Here is a 19,719-nt window from a genome sequence, read left to right on the forward strand (position 1 = left end):
ACTTAAAGATGGAGAAGTGCATGAAAAAGGTCGTCTATTATTTAATTTTATTAGTTTCTCTAGGACTCCTGGAAAGCTGCAAAAACACGGAGAAAAAAAAATTTGAAGGAGCCCAAGTAGAAGTAAAACCTGGGGTACTAGAAGTACACGGCGATAGTATAAGATTTAATGCCCAGATTATCATTCCTGAAAATTCAGGTTTAGAGTTCAAATCTGAATATTATATAGTACCTGAAATAGCTGGTCACCATTTCGACACCATAGCTGTAGACGGTGTACACTGTGAAGTGGATGAACCCACAAATGCAGATTGTACCTTTACTTTTTCAGCGCCATACCATCCGGATATGATGGGGAAATACATGAGCGCCAGGCAGTATTATTTCGATAAAAATGCCGATGAATATGAGTTTAAGAAATTGGAAAACCTTGCATACTGTTGTCTGAAGAGCGGAGAATTGCTAAGTTCCGATGGTTATTTCCTGCCTTTGAAATCAGAGAAACAGGAAGCACTTAAACTTATAGCTCAATTTAACTTTCCACAAAACATCTATGATCTGAATGCTCACTCAATGGAGAAATCGGACTATTCAACTTTCAGAAGCTTTATTTCTGATCAACAGGAAATTTCTTCTATTGAGATAAAAGGTTTTGCTTCGCCTGAAGGCAAGCTGGAAAGGAATGAGTTACTGGCAAAAGAGAGAGCCACCAAACTTGAGCAACTTGTCAAGAATGAAATTAAAGCAACTTCCCCTTCTCTTTATGAAAAAATTAAAGATAAGATTAAAGTAAGTATCGTTGCCGAAGACTGGGAAGGCCTTCAGGAAAGCATAAAACACTCTGACTTTAGCATAGATCAGAAAAGGCAAATTATAGAAATTGCAGGATCTGATATTGACTCAGATCTTAAAGAAGAAAAGATACTGAAGATTGCAGGAGGAATGGATAAGCTGGTACCTTATCTGGCTCCATTAAGAAGGACCAATATTATAGTATCAGGAACTCACCTCACAGCTGAAGATACGATTGCAGAAGCGAGTGAGGCAACTGCAGAGATGCCAGTGAATCAAGTATTCAAAGAAGGAGAATGGATAGATCAGGAAGCTGGTAACTTTAACCATGAGGGTAAAAAGACTATGTTTCTAGCCTTCTATAAAATACCTCAACCGGATACATTTGCATTGAATAACTCCATTAATATGAATTCACCTGAGGGAAAAGCCAAGGCTGAAAGTACCAGAGATCATTATTTGGCTGAGTTGGAAAAAAATCCGCACAACCATTGTATGCTTAATAATTTGGGAATGATATATCTTAAAGAAGGTAATTATCCAGAAGCAATAAAATACCTTCAATTATCCCTTGAAGAAAAGAAAAGTCCGGAAGCTCATTATAATTTGGGACTTGCCTATGCTAAAGAAAGTGAATATAAAAAAGCACTGGCTGAATTTAAATTAGCTGAAGAAAAACTGCCAGCGGTAAAATATAATAAAGGGGTAGTAGCCATGCTTTTAAAAGATTACCCTCAAGCTGAAAAAGCTTTGACCAGCTATATCAATACCAATCCAAATGATCCAAATGGATTTTATGCACTGGCTGTGATTGGAGCCAGAACCAATAATGAAGAAATGGTTGTGGAAAATCTCCAAAGAGCCTGTGAGGACAATCCAGCTTTTTGCGAAAAAGCCAAAACTGATCTGGAATTCAAAAATTTTACAGATATAGCTGAATTCAAAACTGCTACTGCCGGAAAAAAGAAAGAAAGATTTTAACTACTGTTTTACAAATAGTTAACATAAAAAGGAAGGTTTTCACCTTCCTTTTTGTTTTAACATTGACCAATCTTGAAATTTTACTTTTTGGCAAGTTAATAACTTAATTATCAGTCAATAAATTATACCAAAAGTAGAAAATTGTTTTCTAATCTAAATTTCTAATTCGGATTTGATTGCAAGGATTAAAATAAAAGCTTTTTAAAATTCCATTATTGGTAAAAAATAAAGAAATTAGCGCCTTAAAAATTTTCTGGGGAAACAAAATGGAGAATATTAAGTATTTCATCATCGATTTTGACAGCACTTTCACACAAGTAGAAGCTCTAGACGAACTGGGAGATATTTCACTTGACGGTGATCCGCAAAAAGATAAAATTTTAAAAGAAATCGTCGAGCTGACAAACAGCGGAATGGAGGGTAAAGCGTCGTTCACTCAGAATCTGACAAGAAGACTTGAGTTGTTGAGAGCGAATAAAAGACACCTTCTTCCTCTAATCGGAAGACTAAAAACTAAGGTTTCTGAATCAGTGAAGAGAAATAGAGAGTTTTTCAAAGACTTTTCTGATAATATTCTAATCGTATCCAGTGGATTTAAAGAATTCATTACTCCTATAGTGACTGAATTCGGAATTAAAGAAGAAAATATCTATGCCAATACATTTGTATATGATGAGCAAGGTAACATTATAGGATTTGATAAGAATAATGTACTGTGCCTTGACAAAGGTAAAATACAGCAACTAAAAGCTTTAAATCTTAAAGGTGATGTATATGTAATTGGCGATGGATATACAGATTACGAGATTAAAGAAGCTGGTCTTGCTAATAAATTCTACGCATTTACAGAGAATGTTGAAAGGGATGCTGTACTTGCAAAAGCAGAGCACGTGGCGCCTAGTTTTGATGAATTCCTTTATCAGAACAACCTTCCAATGGCAATCTCTTATCCTAAAAACAGAATAAGTGTATTGCTTCTTGAAAACATACACCCTGAGGCTTTAAGATTATTCAAAAGTGAAGGATATAAAGTTGAGGTTATTTCAAGTGGTCTTGATGAAGATGAGCTTTGTGAACGTATCAAAAATGTCTCTATCCTTGGTATCAGATCAAAAACTCAGTTAACAAAAAAAGTACTTGAAAGTGCAAATAAACTTATCGCAGTTGGTGCATTTTGTATTGGTACGAACCAAATAGATCTTAAGTCTTGCCTGCAACGCGGTGTAGCGGCTTTCAATGCCCCATACAGCAACACCAGAAGTGTGGTGGAGCTAGCGATCGGACAGATCATCATGCTGTACAGAAATACCATTGAGAAGAGCAATAAAATGCATCAGGGAAAATGGGATAAATCTGCTAAAAACAGCTATGAGATAAGAGGAAAAAAACTGGGTATTGTAGGATATGGAAATATCGGTTCGCAGCTTTCTGTACTTGCAGAATCTATGGGTATGGAAGTATACTACTATGACATAGTAGAAAAACTTCAACTGGGTAATGCTAAAAAATGCTCTAGTCTGAATGAATTGTTGAGCCTGGCTGACGTAATTTCTTTACACGTTGATGGAAGAGCCAGCAACAAAAACCTTATAGGCAAGAAGGAATTTGACCTTATGAAAGAAGGTGTAATATTCCTTAATCTAAGCCGTGGTCATGTGGTAGATGTTCCGGTTCTTGCAGAGAATCTAAAGAGTGGAAAAATCCTTGGCGCCAGCGCAGACGTTTTCCCTTACGAGCCTAAAAACAATAACGAAGAATTTATAAATGAACTAAGAGGTCTTCCAAATGTAATCTTAACTCCACACATTGGAGGAAGTACAGAAGAAGCACAGTTCAATATTGCTAGCTTTGTTCCTAACAGGATATTGGATTACATCAATACTGGAAATACATTCCAGAGTGTGAACTTTCCGAATATTCAGTTGCCTGAATTGAATAATGCGCACAGACTTATTCACCTGCATGAAAACGTACCTGGTATCCTTGCACAAATCAATAATGTACTTGCTAAACACAATATCAACATCCTTGGTCAGTACCTAAAAACCAATGAGACTGTCGGATATGTGATTACAGACATCAACAAGGAATACGACAAACAGGTAATACAAGAGCTTAAAGCTATCAATAACACAATCAAGTTTAGAATTTTGTATTAATAACAACAGTGGTAAAAAAGACATTTTTCACGGTAGGGCCATCTGAGCTATACCCGACAGTGCCAGCTCACGTTCAAACTGCGCTTGAGCAAAAAATCGGAGTTATATCTCATAGAAGCAAGCAATTCCAGGAGTTGTATAAACATACAACAGACGGACTCAGAACTCTTTTGAGCATACCTGATAACTATCAGATATTCTTTCTTTCCAGTGCTACTGAAATCTGGGAAAGAATTATTCAGAACTGTGTAGAGCATGCAAGCTTTCACTGTGTAAATGGTAGTTTTTCAAAAAGGTTCTATGAATTTTCCGGAGAGCTTGGTAAAAAAGCATTCAAAGCTGAAGCTGCTTTTGGAAAAGGTTTCTATCCTGAAAACATTGAAATCCCTTCCGAAACAGAAGCTATTTGTCTTACACAGAATGAAACCAGCTCAGGGGTATCTATGCCTGTAGCGGATATCAACAAAATAAGAGAGAAAAACAAAGAAGCTCTGTTATTTGTCGATTCGGTTTCATCTCTACCCTATCCTGAATTTGACTTTACCAAAATAGATTCAACCTTTTTCTCAGTGCAGAAATGCTTTGGCCTTCCTGCAGGACTTGGAGTGTGGATTTTAAATGATAGAGTCATTGAAAAGGCTAAACAACTGGAAGCTAAAAAAGTGCTGACAGGTACCTATCATACTATATCTTCTATTCTAAGCAAAGCAAAAGATAACCAGACACCGGAAACTCCAAATGTTTGGAATATATTCCTGCTAGGAAAAGTGATTGAGGATATGAATAAAAAAGGTATTGCAACCATCAGAAAAGAAACTGAGGTAAAAGCTGATATGCTTTATAGCTATATAAAAGATAGCAATAACTTCTCTTTCGGCGTTGAAGAGCCTGCCCACAGATCCAAAACTACCATTGTTGCCAATACTGCCATACCAGCGCCTGAAGTTAATAAGAAACTGGAACCATTTGACCTTGCAGTTGGCAGTGGCTATAGCAGCTATAAAGAAAAACAAATAAGAATAGCGAACTTTCCTGCTTATTCTGTTGAAAAAACAGAAGAGCTTGTGAATGCGCTTAAGAAAACTGTCGGTTAATTATGCTTGATTTGGGTCAGGTTTATTCCGAAGTGTTTTCATTCACACAGGAACAAGTAATCAGCTTTGCCGAGGTGTCAGGAGATCATAATCCTGTACACCTGGACTCTGATTATGCTTCTAAAACAGCTTTTAAAAAGCCTATCATTCACGGTATACTAGGCACCAGTATTTTCTCCAAAATACTTGGAATGAATTTCCCCGGAGAAGGAACAATCTACTTAAAACAGGAAGTCAACTTCAAACGCCCCATGTACGCAGGCACTTCCTATGAAGCAACTCTAACCGTTCTGGAAGTAAACAGAGACAAGCATCAGGCAGTAATTGAAACCAAAGTCATTGATAAGGAAACTGGTAAAATCATTATTGATGGGCAGGCGCAAATAATGAATAAAGAGAAGATCTGATGAAACGTTTTCTAGGCATAAAATATAGCACGAACGACGTAAGATTGTTATTTTCCTTCAAGAGTTCATTAATTAAAAGATTATTAAGGGGACTTGTATACATTACTGCAGTAACAGCAGTATTACTGTATATGGAGCAGAAAGATATCTTTCATATACAGATAAGTAATGCACTGCCTGGATATATGGGTGCTGCACTAGGTCTACTTCTTGTATTTAGAAATAATACTGCTTATGACAAATGGTGGGAAGCAAGAAAAGAACTTGGAGCGCTAGTAAATATTTCCAGAAATTTTGCCATTGACATCAATGGTTTACTACCTCCAGGAAACAAGGAAAAAACGAGGATTGCAAACCTACTCACAGCCTTCGTTTATGCACTTAAGGAACATTTGAGAGGTGGAGTAAAAATGAAGGATATGCAGAACCTTGAAGATGCGGACTACAAAATTATTGAGCAAGCCCACCATAAACCTTCTGCAATCGCTAACCTTATTATGGCAAGGATCGAAATTCTTTGGAAAGAGAAGATGCTCACTGACATGCAACAATATCTTCTTGTTACCAAGGTAAATACTTTGATCGACATTTGCGGCAAATGTGAACGAATAAGAAACACTCCTATACCAATTGCATATGGATTGCTTCTTAAATTTTTCATAAACATCTACGTAATTCTTTTACCTGTTGGTCTTGCTAATGACCTTGGCTGGGGAGCTTTACCTCTGGAAATAATTCTGTATTACATTATGATGAGTATCGTTCTGACTGCAGAAGAAATTGAAGAACCATTCGGCAAAGACATGAATGATCTACCATTTGATGAAATGGCAGGTCGAATGAAAGCTAATATTCAAGAAATTATCAGCTACGAGTAATCTAAACACCTGAAATTTTACTATCGATATTTCTTTCAGAGATACAAGAAGCTGATATAATCTTTTTTATAAGGGTCTGCGTATAAAGTAACTAAACATTAGCCTTATACGCATTTATGCTTTATAGAACCTCCTTTTTAAAATGGCTTCTTCCATTTTCGCTCCTAACCAATTTGGCGTTTGCTCAGAATTTTAAATATCTGGGCCCCTATGATCAACAAGGCACTCCTAAATATCTGGAAACAAATACAGTTACTCCTGATCAGGCTTTATTAAAACAAATTAATGAAGCATTACCTGACAGGAAACCTGTACCTCAATTTCACCCTGAATATATATCTAAACAGGCAGAAACAGATTTAAAACTATTCAAACAAGCTGATGTCTGGATTACATTTGTCGCAGAAGTGGCTGGATGGAAAAACAGCCTGGGCTTTTACACTTATGATTTAAATAACCCTCCCCGATCAGTGGCCGATATAAAAGATTGTTTCATCATTTTCCCTAATGCATCTCAGGCTGGTAATGGTGGTAATCTGAATCCGGGAAATACAGTAAAAATCGGAAATTTCACAGCTAATACAGGCATAGGATGGTTTCTAATTGCAGACGGGTGGAGAAATGAAACCGTCACCAAAGGCAATTACCTGATTTATTCCAACGCTGCTTTTAATCCTGAGACTAAAGAAACAGATAAAGCTCATACTGTCCTTTTAAATTTATCAGGTAGTAATAAACTGATACTTGGATTTGAAGATACCAGAAGAGATCAGGGAAGCGACAATGATTTTAACGATGTCTTATTTTATATCAGCGCTAATCCTTTTGATGCTATAAATAAAGATAACATAGTTACTGTGGGTGAAAATCCAACTTCAAACAATAACCAAACTGGTAATCCTTCTTCAAGCAATAATAACAATAGTAACCAGGGAAGCTCCAACACACAAGTAAATGCGACAAACTCCAACATTGATATAAACAACAATGGTGGCGGAAGTGCAAATGTTTCTTCTTCAAATAACAATGTCAATAATAGTGGCGGAAACAGTTCAACAGCGATCAATAATACAAGTGTTAACACCAATAACTCCAATAATAATTCAAACAATACTACGAATAACAATAACTCCACAACTATTATTAATAATACAACCATTATAAATAATGGAAACGGCAATAATAATACTACAGCAAATCAGCAAAATTCAGGTAGTGGTCAAAACAATAGTGGAAGTAATGAAAATTCGGGTGGCAGAGGGCACAATCAAAACAATAACAGCAACAATAATCAGTCAAATCAGTCATCTGATAAATGTCACAAGAATGGCATGTCTGAACAGGAATTTACCAAATCATATAATCTGATAAAAAGCAAACCAACGGAAGCTAGTCGTAAATCTCTGATGCAGCAAGTGGCCAGACCTAAAATGCTGACTGTAAATCAATGTACACAATTAATAAAGTTATTGGATGTTCAAAGAAATAGATTTGACATGGCCAAATATCTTTACGATTACACATGCGATAAGTCAAGCTATTATATGGTAAGCTCCGTTTTTTCCGTATCCACATATGAAAGAGAATTTGATCAATTTCTTGCTTCCAAAGATCTAAAAAACAACAACCATTCATCGACAAATACGAAGGCTTGTAATACGGATAATACTTCAACCAGCCCTCAAAACTCCAATGCAGGAGGTGTTAACGGCTCATGTGCAAACGGTGGTTTTACAAGCGATGATTTTTCCAGATTTAAATCAAGTATCTCTTCAAAAAACTTCAGTGAAACAATGATGACCGTTACCAAGCAAGGAGTAAAAGGAAGATGCGTATCAACCGGACAGGTTATGGAATTGATGACTCTATTCTCTTTTGAAAAGGATAAGCTGGATCTTGCGAAATACCTTTATGATTTTACAGGGGATAAACAAAATTACTACAAAGTGAACGATGTCTTCTCTTTCTCTTCGTCTATAAGTGAACTAAACAACTATATTGAGAACAAATAAAATTTTAACTAAATAATCATAAACAAAAAGCAGAAAGATTTTCTTTCTGCTTTTGTGTTTTATAAGTTTAGATAGTATTTCTCAAGAACATTAAAATCAATGACTGAACATAGTCGTACAACACAAAGAATTGCAGTAGGTTCACTATTTTTCCTGCATGGTCTTTGTTTTTCTACGTGGGCATCAAGAATCCCCGATATACAACTAAAATTAAAACTGACTGAAGCATCACTGGGAATGGTTTTGTTTGCATTACCCGCTGGCTTGCTGGCTTCCATGCCTTTATCCGGATGGCTGGCTGCCAGATATGGGAGTAGTAAAGTAGTTTTGGCTGCCATTATATCTTATGGATTAATCTTATCATTTATAGGTCTCGCAGAAGATCAATTTGAGCTAGTTCTAGCCTTATTACTCTTTGGAGTAGCAAGCAACACAGTAAATATCTCCGTCAATACTCAGGCATTATTGGTGGAAGCATTATATCATCGTTCCATCATGGCGTCATTTCACGGTCTCTGGAGCCTTGCAGGATTTAGTGGAGCAGCTCTGGGATCATTTATGATCAGTAACACGGTTTCAATACAAGTACATTTTTTAATTGTTACCATTTTTATTTTCTGTATTGCAGCTATAAACTCATTTTTTATACCCAAAGCAATAAAGAAGAAAAGTAAAGGTCCTCTATTTGTATTGCCTGATAAATCAATTCTGATTTATGGAGTCATTGCTTTTTGCTGTTTGACATGTGAAGGAGCCATGTTTGACTGGAGTGGAGTTTATTTCAAAAAAGTTGTTCTTGCAGAAAAAGATTGGATTGGAGTAGGCTACTCAGCCTTTATGGGAACAATGGCGATGGGAAGGTTTTTGGCCGACAGCTATACCTCTCGCTTTGGGTTAAAACAAACCCTGTTTGTCAGCGGTCTATTGATAACAATCGGTTTGCTTATTGCAATCATACTTCCAAAGCTATTAACCTCGACCATAGGCTTTTTGCTTATCGGATTGGGAGTTTCCTCTGTTGTTCCACTTGCTTATGGAGCTGCGGGAAAATCGAACAAAGTGCCTACAGAAATTGCCCTCACAGCAGTCGCCTCTATTGGCTTTATCGGATTATTGATTGGCCCACCCATTATTGGCATCGTAGCAGGCTTAACAAGCCTTAGGATTTCATTCCTAATTATTTCATTTCTGGGTCTATGTGTCGCTTTACTTTCTTTCGTGATCAAACAAGATCAGGCTGGACAACAATCAGAATGAAAGCTTTGATTTTCAAACAAAAGCATATTTACCAGCCTTATTTATATATTAAACTATGTAAGTAATTGCCTTGTATTCTTACTATTTGCAGAAATAAGTTTTGTATTTTTGTATATTAAATACATTCCACATGTCTTTGGACCAATTAAAATTGAATAAGCAGCTGATCACTGCAATGCAGGATGCAGGATTCAACAAAGTAAGAGAATTTCAAGCCAAATCAATTTCCAGAATTCTAGGGGGGCAGGATCTCCTTGGTATCGGACCTGAAGGATGCGGTAAAACTACCTCCTTAGTATTAACAACGCTTATGCGTCTGAAATATGCTCAGGAAGAGGCTCCTAGAGCTTTAATTTTAGTACCGGATAAAGAATCAGGACTTGCCTTGCTTGAGCACTTTCAATTATTGGGTAAAAACACTGATCTGAGATATATTGGCATCTTTCCTGGTGCTGGTATGGAAGGTCAGAAAGAGGAGCTTGATAAGGGTGTTGATATTGTGGTCGGCACTCCTGACAGGATACAGGCAATGTATTATAAGTCAAAAATCAACCTTAGCCAACTAAAAGTATTTATAGTGGATGATGCTGAACGCCATATCAAGCAAGGTTTTCAGACTATCATACTTCAGATAGCTGAAAGTCTTTTAAAGTGTCAGCATATTATTTTTTCTGAAGTGTATCACGAAAAACTCGAACGTCTGATTGAACCTATTCTCAAACATCATAACACTGTTGAAGTAGATATCGACAGCATGGAACAATTGGATGTGATAGATCAGATTCTTTATCATGTACCAAACTATAAGACCAAGCTAAATCTGATTAACCTTCTGATGAGGGATACAGAGGTATTTTCTAAAGTTCTTATTTTTGCAAATACGAAAATAACGGCGGAAAGTATCTGCAAAAGCCTTGATAAAAGGAATCCCGGCGAAGTGGCTTTATTTAAAGTAAGCAGATCATCCTATCCTTCTCTTCCATCGCTAGAGGCGTTCATTGAAAATCCTGAGATAAGAATGCTCATTGTTTCCAGTGAAGAAAACCCTATTACAGATACGGCAGACATTCCGTTCATATTCCATTTCGATATCCCTCCTTCCAAAGTATTGTTCATTGACAGGATCAAAAAAGAGACACCAGAAAATAATGAAAAACTTTCATTTTCATTTGCAACTGACATAGAATTGATTCTTGTAAGAAAAATAGAACAGGAGATTGGTCAGAACTTACCGGTTGAAGAGTTACCAATGGGTCTCATTATAGAGGGCGATCGTAAAAGCCACAAGGAAAATGAAACTGATGAACAAGATGAAAGAGGTGCTGCTTTTCATGAAAAGAAGGCTAGTAATGCCAAGACTTATAACTATAAGTACATGGAAAGACTTAAACTCTTCGGCAAAAAACATCGCAAGCATAAAAAAGGTGAGTAACAAAAGGAGAACAATTTTAGTTCTCCTTTTTTGTTAATATCCATTTCCAAGCTTCCCTCATCATCCTTACATAAAGTTTCATTCAAGCCTTATAACTATGGATAGAGAACCCATATTCATTGCGTTTCGTTTTCTTGGTAAGTGGTATTTTATAACATAAAAGAATATGGATAGGAACGTAGTAGGCTGGTTTGAAATACCGGTAAAAGAAATGGACAGAGCAAAAAAATTCTACAGTACGGTTTTTGAGAAAAAATTAACCGACATGCCAATGGATGATCTCGAGATGGCAACTTTTGACATGGTTGATGATGGTCCTAATTCAGGTGGAGCTTTGGTTAAAGGCGAAGAAACAACACCTAGTTCATCAGGCACAGTGGTATATTTCTCCTGTGATGATATTCAGAATGAACTTTCAAGAGTTGAAAAGAGTGGAGGAAAAATCGTATTCCCTAAAACTCCTATAGGAGAATACGGATTTATTTCACATATAATAGACACAGAAGGAAATCGTATTGGATTACATTCAGTTAACTAATAGTCATATAAATAAAAAGAGTCTGCGCTTTAAAACTCAGGCTCTTTTTATTTTGTTGAAAACCAACAAATTCTTTCTGGTTTTCCTCTTTTTCTTATTAATTAAAACTTATTACTTACAACTTAAAAATCATCTTTCGCTTTTATCAATCATGTTTAAGTCTTTATCAAATGGACTTTTAGTAAATGGATGAATCAATTGCTTAATATATCCTTTGGGATAATTGGCTTCTCTCACTCCTGTCCCTTCTGGCCATACATTTCCAGGCAAATAATATGTGCCGAATATTTTATCTAAAAATGGAAAATGAATTGCAAAATTTTTGCCGTATATGTTCGGATCATCACTATGATGCCAATGATGGAACTGAGGCGTTACAAAGATGTATTTAAATATTCCGAAATTAATTCCTGTGTTGGCATGAATCAGTACTGCGTGAATTGATACAAATATAATGTAGGCATTAAATGTAATCGTTGAAAATCCGCACACATAAAGAGGAATAAATGAGATTGATCTTGTAACAAAAATGTCCACAAAGTGAGTCCTTGACCCTGCAAGCCAGTCCATAGATTGTGTGGAATGATGCACAGAATGAAATCTCCATAAATATACGTGCGAATGAAAAAGACGATGAGCCCAGTATTGAAACAAATCAGTTACCAGTAAAGCAAGTAAAAACTCTAAAGCAAAAGGAAGGCCCTGAACCCATGTGTGTAATGCATTAAGCCCTAATTGACCAAACAATACCTTTGCCGGAGCTTGTGTGATAACTCCGAAGAACTGCACAAACAAATGACTGATTGCAAAATAAACAAGGTCTGTTCTCCATTCTGCATGAAATCTTTTTTGCCCTATTCGTTTCGGAAATGCCATTTCTATAGGTATAAAAATCAAGGCAAGAATAAAGAGATCAATTAAAAGCCAGTCCAGTCCAATGCTCCATGCGGTTTTATCAACAGCTCTTGCTTTTACTTCAAACCCACCCAAGGCTACAGAGAGTGTGCAAAGTACTATTCCTATTACAGGAAGCTTTTTCTTTTTACTGAGTAAAAAACCAAGTGTTGCAAAAAAGAAGGAAGCAATGATAACAGCCATTAATAATGTCTTCATCATATCACCTGTGTATACTTCACGAAATTCCGGTGTTGTAAAATGCTCCGGAAAATGGAAACAAAGAATTGCAAACAATGATAATAATCCTAAAAATATACAACTATAACTACTTATATAGCCTTCTCCAATCTTAAAGGGTGCTTTTTCTGACATTTGCTTTAAAAAATTTTATTTAAAATTCAGTTAATTATAAATATAAAAAATTCCTCTAAAGAAACATTGTAGATATTTAAATAAAAAGCATGAACATATAAGATCTTTATGCTTTAAAATTTCAATATGACAATACCTTTAAAACTCTTATTAATTAAAATTGAAAGGCAATGCAAAAAGCTATTTAATCATCTTAATAATTTCTTCATTATTAATGTTGATAAGATAAAGCCCTTGTTGTGAATTACCGAATTGCTTAGTATCTAATCTAAATTGCTTATCTGAAGAAGATAAATTTTCCTCATATACAAGCTTTCCTTGCATATCATAAATTTTAAAATTTACAGGAAGCATACTTTCTTCTTCAGAAGAAATATATAATACTTCAGCATCTCTAGCTGATACATTGTATTTAGAGCCTCCAGGTATCGCTGTAGTAAGTCCATTATCCGAAGCTCTTGAGGAAACAAATGATGTCTCTGTTTCCAATGAGGCTATTTCAATACCATTCACCTGGGGATTGCCAACATTTCGAATAAAATCAATATTCAATACTCCATCAGTTACCTTTACATAAAAGTTCTTTTTATCAGCATTAAGCCCAACACTTGCAAAAATATCATAGTTAGAAAGTACTTCTTCATCTTCTACATTCACATCAAAACTCCTCACTCCTGCTTGGTTTACTCCAGGCACCTTTTCTGCAAAAAACAAACTCAACCTATAAATACCGTTTGCAAGAGGAAAGTTATAAGAAAGCTCACCGCCAAAAGGCAAATCATATCTGTTGGACCCAAACAATGCGTTAGGAGCCCCAGTGGTATTAATGCCTTGCCAATAGTGCCAGCTACCTGTTGTATGGTTTGAACTGAAAGGATCTAGGTAAACAGATCGTTGCAATTGATAATCCTTTTCCCAGTTCTTATCTGATGCACTTATATCAGGACCACCTGCATTTATTCTGTATTGAATAGGATGGCCAATTACATCATCGGAGAACTTAACTAGAAAAGATTCTGAGGCACTCCAGCTATCTAAAGTAAATGGGAAATCAGTTCTACCTTGCAGATAAACATTGCCTTCTTCATCACCGGATAACTTTTCCACCATTTCCGCCCCTTCCACAGTACCAAGGCCTAGAGCATTTATTCTCTTTCCCGTGCTATCATATTTTATTATAAAGAGATCAGGATAGTTTGAAGCATTATGTAAAGTTTCACCCTGAAAATCTATGTCTGACTGATGATATCCTCCAATATAAATATTACCGAGTGCATCATTAGTTAGGGCGGTACATTGATTGCCATATACTTCAGAGCTATTCGCAACATTCCCCCATTTAAATTGTCCAATCTTATTCAATTTAACCAAGAAGGGTTCATCAAAATATTGAATATAATAAGGATCTTCAAATTCAATCTGAGGTTTCAAAGAAAAAGGGCCAAATTGATAGAAGCCATTTAGATTACCAGCAATGTAAATATTATCGTCTTTATCTATACTTACAGCCCTTGGGAAAATAAAGCAACTAAACGAATTCCGATCAGCCCGAACTTCAAAAACTCTATTCCCTGAAGGGGTAAATTTTGAAACCAGTAAATTAACATAGTAATCAATAATACATACAGATATAATATTCCCCTCATTATCTATTTTAATAATTCCATTTGTATAATCAACTTCAGGCAATAGTGCCTTCCAGATAAGAACATCATTCTTATCATATTTAACCAGATAGATCAAAGTCTCTGGCCAGCCCTCAGGAGTGAGTTCTTCATAGCTTTCATAAAGATACCTGTTACTGTCAACATCTATATTCTCCTGCTTATTAGCAAATTCACCTTCATAAGGCTTTACCCAATCTATTGCCTGGGAATGGAGTTCAGACAAAATTAAAAAACAAAAAAACAATGTAGTCCCGAATGTTTTCTTCATGATGATTGATTTTAAGTTTAGAAAATATTTTAAAAAATCCGTTAAAAGTTAATATTAAAAATAACAAAATCACCTTTCCAATAAACAAATAACATTGTCTATCTATTAAACTTACCTTTCTGATTAACAACCGTATTTATATCTCAGAAAAGCTTTCAGACATTCTCCTATTACTTAATAATTTTAACTAAGATGTTTTTCTGTCTTATTAAAATTTTGAAGAGCTGTAGCTGTGCTATATACAGAAACCAGAAAGGGTGTAACATACGTCAGAAATAATTTAAAGAAATTAAGACTTTCCCATTTCTGATATATAAAGAGGTCGCCCTGATTGATAACATTTAAAACAGTTCCCACTATCAAGCTTACCATCAGACCTTTTTTTACAGTCGCAGGTTTTGACGCAAATTTTATGAAGCCATTTTGCATATTCTTTTTCTTTTATAATTTCTTAGTAAAATTAAAGCTGAGCTTTGTTGAATTTACAATCTTTAAGATCTTCAATTCAATTTTAAATGAAAAGTATTAAATGATATTTTTATCAGAAGAAAGGCGTAAAACAGAGGAAGAACCAGAAAATAAAAAACCCTTGCAGTATTCAATATGCAAGGGTCTTTTATTATAATTTGTTATATTTTTAAGCTATTACTTTAACCGTCTCCGTTTTGCTTGCTAGATATTCTCTTATCGCTTCTCTGAGTCTTATAAAGTTATTTCTAAGCATTTCTTCATTCTCTTCAAGAAGAGTGATTCTAAAGCCTTTCAAATCCGAACAGAAGGATGAAATAGGAACAACGCATATTCCAGTGGAAGCTAACAGATAATAAACGAATCTCTTATCTAATGCCACATCTTCTTTTTCAACCCAGCTTTCTACAAGCTTCTTCACTTCTGGATTTTCAATCTTCAGCTTCTGATCTGCCCTTAAAACGCCTTCCTTAAAAATGATAGTATTGTAAAACGCGCCGAATGTTTCATTAAACATTAGTTCAGGAATTTCTCCAAGAATATCGGCTATAATCTTGCTTCTTCTTCCTATACGTTCATTAAGTTCTTTTCTGTATGGCTGGAACCTTGGGTCACCCATAATTTTAGGAATAGCCAGCTGAGGTAAAGTAGTAGAGCAAACTTCAATCATCTTTGCATTGTCCAATGCAGCACAGAATTTGGTAAACTCTTTATCTTTATCCTTATTGTAATACTCCATCCAGCCACATCTTGAGCCAGGCCAAGGCAGCTCTTTAGAAATACCTTTCATTGCTATTCCAGGAAGGTCTTCAATTACTTCAGCTAGAGAATATGCCCTTGCCCCGTTGTATGTGATATTAAGATAAATCTCATCACTGATCAGCATTAGTTTAAATTCTCTGGCGATCTCTACAATCCTTTTCAAAGTCTCGTAAGGATACACCATTCCTGTTGGATTATCAGGATTGATAATCAAAATTCCTATGATGTTTGGATTGTATTTTACTTTGTTGTAAAGATCATCTAAATCAGGATACCAATGGTTGTTAGGATCAAGTTTATAGGTAATCGGAACCTGATTTGCATGCGCAGCTTCAGCTGAAGAGTGAGTGCTATACGCTGGAGATGGTCCTATAACTCTCAGAGTAGGATCTATAAACTGATAAACTTTAGCAATAGCATCTCCAAGTCCGTTAAAGAATAATATATCATCTGCAGTTATCTGTGCTCCACCTCTGGCATTATTCAATTTGGCTAGAAAGTTTCTCGTCTCAAGATTACCTTTGGAAGGACAATAACTGTAAGATTTGTTATCCATCACCAAACCGGAAATAATCTCCTTCATCCAAAGAGGGATTTCCGAATTTTTCTGAATCGGATCGCCAATATTTTCCCAGTAAATAGTCAAGCCAAGGTTTTTCAACTGATCAGCTTTCTTCACTATTTCCCTTATTTCATAGCTAAGTTCTTTTGCTCCACCGCTTAATATCTTTTGTCTCATGCTTTATTTTGTCCTAACCTTTCCTTAGAAAGGATAAAATTAAAAAATTATTCCCTGGTATAAAATTCATTATCTCTTATAAAGGATATTTTTTTCGAATAGTTCCCTTCTCTTGCTTTATTTTTGGATAAATTATCGATTTAAGATGAGAAACACCCCTGAAAATCAATGACATTTTCAAAAAATCAAAGGAGAATATGTTATAAAAAAAAGAAAAGCAAAATCTCTTAATACTTGTTTATCAACTTAAAAAAACCGAAAGCCAATGTAATTATTAACGCTATGTGAATTAAGGCTCCCAGCAGAAATAAACCTTGCATAAGGCTTAAACTTATAAACCTTCGGTAATGACTTCCTTCCTCAAAACTCATTCTGGGAGGCCCAGGATCTACTTTTAATTTTGGCATTGGAGAGAGGTCTGGATTCAAAGCTGCATTAGACCCGGAAACATGTACAGGTCCGGAAGCTTTAGCGTTCAAATAAAGAAAAATATCAGTTATATCCTTTTCACTCAGATAAGTGAAAGCGGGCATTTTATAATGATCATACTGCTCTGATATAAAATTAGCATAAGGATCTCCATTTTTAATCACTTTCTGAGAATTATGCACAAAAGGAATTAGCCAACTGATAGGACGGGTTTTAGGCGTACTTCCAAGAGCCGGGCCAATGATCTCTTTATCGAAGGCATGACAAACTGCACATTGCTGTTCAAAAAGAAATTTACCATGCAATGCTGCTTCACCATAACTTCCGCTTAACAGAGCTTCAGGGTATAAATCTTTTGAAGCTCCTGTCTTTGATGCTTCCTGGATATATGCCAATACATTGTAAATATCATCATCTGATAGTTTTTTAAATGATGGCATTACAGTATTGTTGTAGCTTTTGAAAATAAAGACTGCATGAGTATCTCCTGCTGCAATCACACCTTGTGAGTTTTTAATAAAGCTCAATAACCAGCTGATTGGCCTCCTTTTAGGTACAGTGGATAAGGCTGGACCTATCCTCTCAACAGATATGGCGTGACATACATTGCAATTATTAAGGAACAGTTCTTTTCCTTTGGAAATACTTGCTTTGTCTGAAGGTAATTCCTTAATCTGTCCTGAAGAGCTTTCAGGAATACCAAGAAGTAAAAGCAGAAGAATAAACAATAAATAATCAGAGATCTTCATCCTTCTTCTCTCCTTCTTTAATATTTGACTTACCGCCTCTATTCTGATCTTCGGGCATATTAGAATCCATAGTTTCAGAATAAGGAACTGTCTGATTTATATAATCCTCTTTTGCTCCAGGTTTGCTATAATCATAAGGCCAGCGATGAACAACTGGTAGCGGACCTTTCCAATTTCCATGACCTGGTATTGGTTCAGTAGTCCACTCAATTGTATTGGATCTCCAGGGATTTTTTCCAGCCGCTCTCCCTCTAAACATACTATGGATAAAATTATAAATAAAGATAAGCTGTCCTCCAAAGGTGGCGAATGCCGCAACACTGATCAGAATATTCAAATCATAATATTTACTGAATGATTCAAAAATTGTAAATGAGTAATACCTTCTTGGAAAGCCTGCCATTCCAACATAGTGCATCGGAAAAAATATAAGATAAATACCAGCAAATGTAATCCAGAAATGCAGATAACCCAATTGAGGGTTTAACAACCTGCCAAACATTTTGGGGTACCAATGATAAACACCACAAATAAAGCCAAACATAGCAGCACTGCCCATTACCAAATGAAAATGAGCAACTACAAAATGCGTATCATGTACCATGATGTCTATAGCAGGATTGGCAACAAACAAACCAGTAAGTCCGCCTGTGATGAAAAACGAAACCATGCCAATTGCAAATAACATAGCAGGAGTAAACTCAATACTTCCTTTCCATAGTGTAGCAAGCCAATTAAATACTTTCACCGATGAAGGCACTGCGATTATAAATGAAGTCAGGCTAAATACGGAACCCAGAAAGGGGTTCATGCCTGACACAAACATATGGTGAGCCCAAACCAGGGCAGATAATACGGTTATGATAAAAAAAGAAACTACCATTGCAGAATAGCCAAATATAGGCTTTCTGGAAAATGTACTGATCACCTCAGATGTAATACCAAATGCTGGCATAATGGCTATATATACTTCAGGATGACCTAGAAACCAGAACAGGTGCTCAAAAAGAATGGGACTACCTCCATTAAAATGAAGAGGTTTTCCTCCTATGTATATTTCTGAAAGAAAAAAACTAGTACCGAACGTCCTGTCTGCAAGCAACAATAACATTGCTGAAAACAAAACCGGAAACGATACGAGCCCAAGAATCGCGGTAAAGAATAAGCCCCAAACAGTAAGTGGAAGCCTTGTCATATACATTCCCTGAGTTCTTAAATTAAGAACAGTCGTAATGTAATTCAACCCCGCAAGAAGTGTAGAGACAATAAAGAAAACCATACTGATGATCCATAACGTCACTCCTCCACCTGACCCTCTCAATGCCTCCGGAAGGGCGCTCAGAGGAGGATAACTTGTCCATCCTCCCGCAGCAGGTCCCGTAGAAAGAAACAAAGAGCAAAACATGATGAAGCCAGAAATAAAAAACAGCCAATAGCTGAGCATATTGATAAAAGGAGATGCCATATCTCGCGCTCCTATTTGCAAAGGAATAAGAAGATTGCTAAAAGTACCGCTAAAGCCTGCAGTGAGCACAAAAAAGATCATGATTGTTCCATGAATTGTGACCATTGACAGATAAAATTCAGGATCAAGTCTTCCATCTTGTATCCACCTTCCCAGAAGAGGTTTCAGCCAAGAGATGTCAGCATCGGGAAACCCCAATTGAATTCTCATGATTACTGAAAACAAAGAACCTAGAAGAGCCCAGAATATCGCTGTAAAAAGATATTGTTTAGCGATCATTTTGTGATCCTGACTAAAGACGTAGGTAAAGATGAATCTAAGCAGTTTATTCCTTTTGGGCCTTGTTACCTCCAT

General features: G+C 36.0%; 15 protein-coding genes. 9 read left to right on the plus strand and 6 right to left on the minus strand.

The genetic code is table 11. The features are described 5' to 3' along the window. Positions 1–20: 20 nt before the first annotated feature. The 9 genes from J7604_RS13770 (at position 21) to J7604_RS13810 (ending at position 11,549) form a co-directional block, all read left to right on the plus strand. Positions 21–1,772, plus strand: a complete 1,752-nt coding sequence (locus J7604_RS13770) for a tetratricopeptide repeat protein (RefSeq protein ID WP_293896912.1) — start codon at positions 21–23, stop codon at positions 1,770–1,772. A 266-nt stretch (positions 1,773–2,038) separates the two neighbouring features. Beyond that, positions 2,039–3,931, plus strand: a complete 1,893-nt coding sequence (gene serA, locus J7604_RS13775) for a phosphoglycerate dehydrogenase (protein WP_293896913.1) — start codon at positions 2,039–2,041, stop codon at positions 3,929–3,931. Positions 3,932–3,939: 8 nt separating this feature from the next. Beyond that, positions 3,940–5,025: an aminotransferase class V-fold PLP-dependent enzyme gene (locus J7604_RS13780; protein WP_293896914.1), complete on the plus strand. Its 1,086-nt coding sequence runs from the start codon at positions 3,940–3,942 to the stop codon at positions 5,023–5,025. Positions 5,026–5,027: 2 nt separating this feature from the next. Beyond that, positions 5,028–5,432 (plus strand): MaoC family dehydratase, encoded by a 405-nt coding sequence (locus J7604_RS13785; RefSeq protein ID WP_293896915.1) that lies wholly within the window; start codon positions 5,028–5,030, stop codon positions 5,430–5,432. Continuing rightward, on the plus strand, positions 5,432–6,310 hold the full coding sequence (locus J7604_RS13790; protein WP_293896916.1) for a bestrophin family protein: 879 nt from the start codon (positions 5,432–5,434) through the stop codon (positions 6,308–6,310). Before J7604_RS13785 ends, J7604_RS13790 begins: the two co-directional genes overlap by 1 nt. Positions 6,311–6,426: 116 nt before the next feature. Further along, positions 6,427–8,322 (plus strand): DUF4476 domain-containing protein, encoded by a 1,896-nt coding sequence (locus J7604_RS13795; RefSeq protein WP_293896917.1) that lies wholly within the window; start codon positions 6,427–6,429, stop codon positions 8,320–8,322. A 99-nt stretch (positions 8,323–8,421) separates the two neighbouring features. Then, a complete protein-coding gene (locus J7604_RS13800; RefSeq protein WP_293896918.1) occupies positions 8,422–9,579 on the plus strand; it encodes an MFS transporter in 1,158 nt (385 codons plus the stop codon). A gap of 130 nt (positions 9,580–9,709) precedes the next feature. Then, positions 9,710–11,011, plus strand: a complete 1,302-nt coding sequence (locus J7604_RS13805) for a DEAD/DEAH box helicase (protein WP_293896919.1) — start codon at positions 9,710–9,712, stop codon at positions 11,009–11,011. A gap of 166 nt (positions 11,012–11,177) precedes the next feature. Next, positions 11,178–11,549 carry a VOC family protein gene (locus J7604_RS13810; protein WP_293896920.1) on the plus strand — a complete coding sequence of 124 codons (372 nt, stop codon included), beginning with the start codon at positions 11,178–11,180 and terminating at the stop codon, positions 11,547–11,549. Between the two features lie 129 nt (positions 11,550–11,678). Here J7604_RS13810 and J7604_RS13815 read toward each other — a convergent pair whose 3' ends face one another. The 6 genes from J7604_RS13815 to J7604_RS13840 form a co-directional block, all read right to left on the minus strand. Continuing rightward, entirely contained in the window at positions 11,679–12,818 is a 1,140-nt protein-coding gene (locus tag J7604_RS13815; RefSeq protein ID WP_293896921.1) for a sterol desaturase family protein, read from the minus strand. Positions 12,819–12,998: 180 nt separating this feature from the next. After that, on the minus strand, positions 12,999–14,753 hold the full coding sequence (locus J7604_RS13820) for a malectin domain-containing carbohydrate-binding protein (protein WP_293896922.1): 1,755 nt from the start codon (positions 14,751–14,753) through the stop codon (positions 12,999–13,001). 183 nt (positions 14,754–14,936) lie between these two features. After that, entirely contained in the window at positions 14,937–15,182 is a 246-nt protein-coding gene (gene nrtS / locus J7604_RS13825) for a nitrate/nitrite transporter NrtS (protein ID WP_293896923.1), read from the minus strand. A 208-nt stretch (positions 15,183–15,390) separates the two neighbouring features. After that, complete coding sequence (locus J7604_RS13830) at positions 15,391–16,722, minus strand: pyridoxal phosphate-dependent aminotransferase (RefSeq protein WP_293896924.1); 1,332 nt, start codon at positions 16,720–16,722, stop codon at positions 15,391–15,393. 227 nt (positions 16,723–16,949) lie between these two features. Then, positions 16,950–17,900: a cytochrome c gene (locus J7604_RS13835; RefSeq protein ID WP_293896925.1), complete on the minus strand. Its 951-nt coding sequence runs from the start codon at positions 17,898–17,900 to the stop codon at positions 16,950–16,952. After that, complete coding sequence (locus J7604_RS13840) at positions 17,887–19,719, minus strand: cbb3-type cytochrome c oxidase subunit I (protein ID WP_293896926.1); 1,833 nt, start codon at positions 19,717–19,719, stop codon at positions 17,887–17,889. Before J7604_RS13840 ends, J7604_RS13835 begins: the two co-directional genes overlap by 14 nt.

Origin of the sequence: Sporocytophaga sp. (assembly GCF_017745095.1) — a bacterium.
Classification (GTDB): domain Bacteria; phylum Bacteroidota; class Bacteroidia; order Cytophagales; family Cytophagaceae; genus Sporocytophaga.

Bases quoted from the DNA above. Each gene is read 5' to 3' on its own strand.
- J7604_RS13820 (WP_293896922.1), bottom strand. From the start codon at position 14,753: ATGAAGAAAACATTCGGGACTACATTGTTTTTTTGTTTTTTAATTTTG.
- J7604_RS13830 (WP_293896924.1), bottom strand. From the start codon at position 16,722: ATGAGACAAAAGATATTAAGCGGTGGAGCAAAAGAACTTAGCTATGAA.
- J7604_RS13795 (WP_293896917.1), top strand. From the start codon at position 6,427: ATGCTTTATAGAACCTCCTTTTTAAAATGGCTTCTTCCATTTTCGCTC.
- J7604_RS13785 (WP_293896915.1), top strand. From the start codon at position 5,028: ATGCTTGATTTGGGTCAGGTTTATTCCGAAGTGTTTTCATTCACACAG.
- J7604_RS13805 (WP_293896919.1), top strand. From the start codon at position 9,710: ATGTCTTTGGACCAATTAAAATTGAATAAGCAGCTGATCACTGCAATG.
- J7604_RS13810 (WP_293896920.1), top strand. From the start codon at position 11,178: ATGGATAGGAACGTAGTAGGCTGGTTTGAAATACCGGTAAAAGAAATG.
- J7604_RS13835 (WP_293896925.1), bottom strand. From the start codon at position 17,900: ATGAAGATCTCTGATTATTTATTGTTTATTCTTCTGCTTTTACTTCTT.
- serA (WP_293896913.1), top strand. From the start codon at position 2,039: ATGGAGAATATTAAGTATTTCATCATCGATTTTGACAGCACTTTCACA.
- J7604_RS13840 (WP_293896926.1), bottom strand. From the start codon at position 19,719: ATGGAGGTAACAAGGCCCAAAAGGAATAAACTGCTTAGATTCATCTTT.
- nrtS (WP_293896923.1), bottom strand. From the start codon at position 15,182: ATGCAAAATGGCTTCATAAAATTTGCGTCAAAACCTGCGACTGTAAAA.
- J7604_RS13790 (WP_293896916.1), top strand. From the start codon at position 5,432: ATGAAACGTTTTCTAGGCATAAAATATAGCACGAACGACGTAAGATTG.
- J7604_RS13800 (WP_293896918.1), top strand. From the start codon at position 8,422: ATGACTGAACATAGTCGTACAACACAAAGAATTGCAGTAGGTTCACTA.
- J7604_RS13815 (WP_293896921.1), bottom strand. From the start codon at position 12,818: ATGTCAGAAAAAGCACCCTTTAAGATTGGAGAAGGCTATATAAGTAGT.
- J7604_RS13770 (WP_293896912.1), top strand. From the start codon at position 21: ATGAAAAAGGTCGTCTATTATTTAATTTTATTAGTTTCTCTAGGACTC.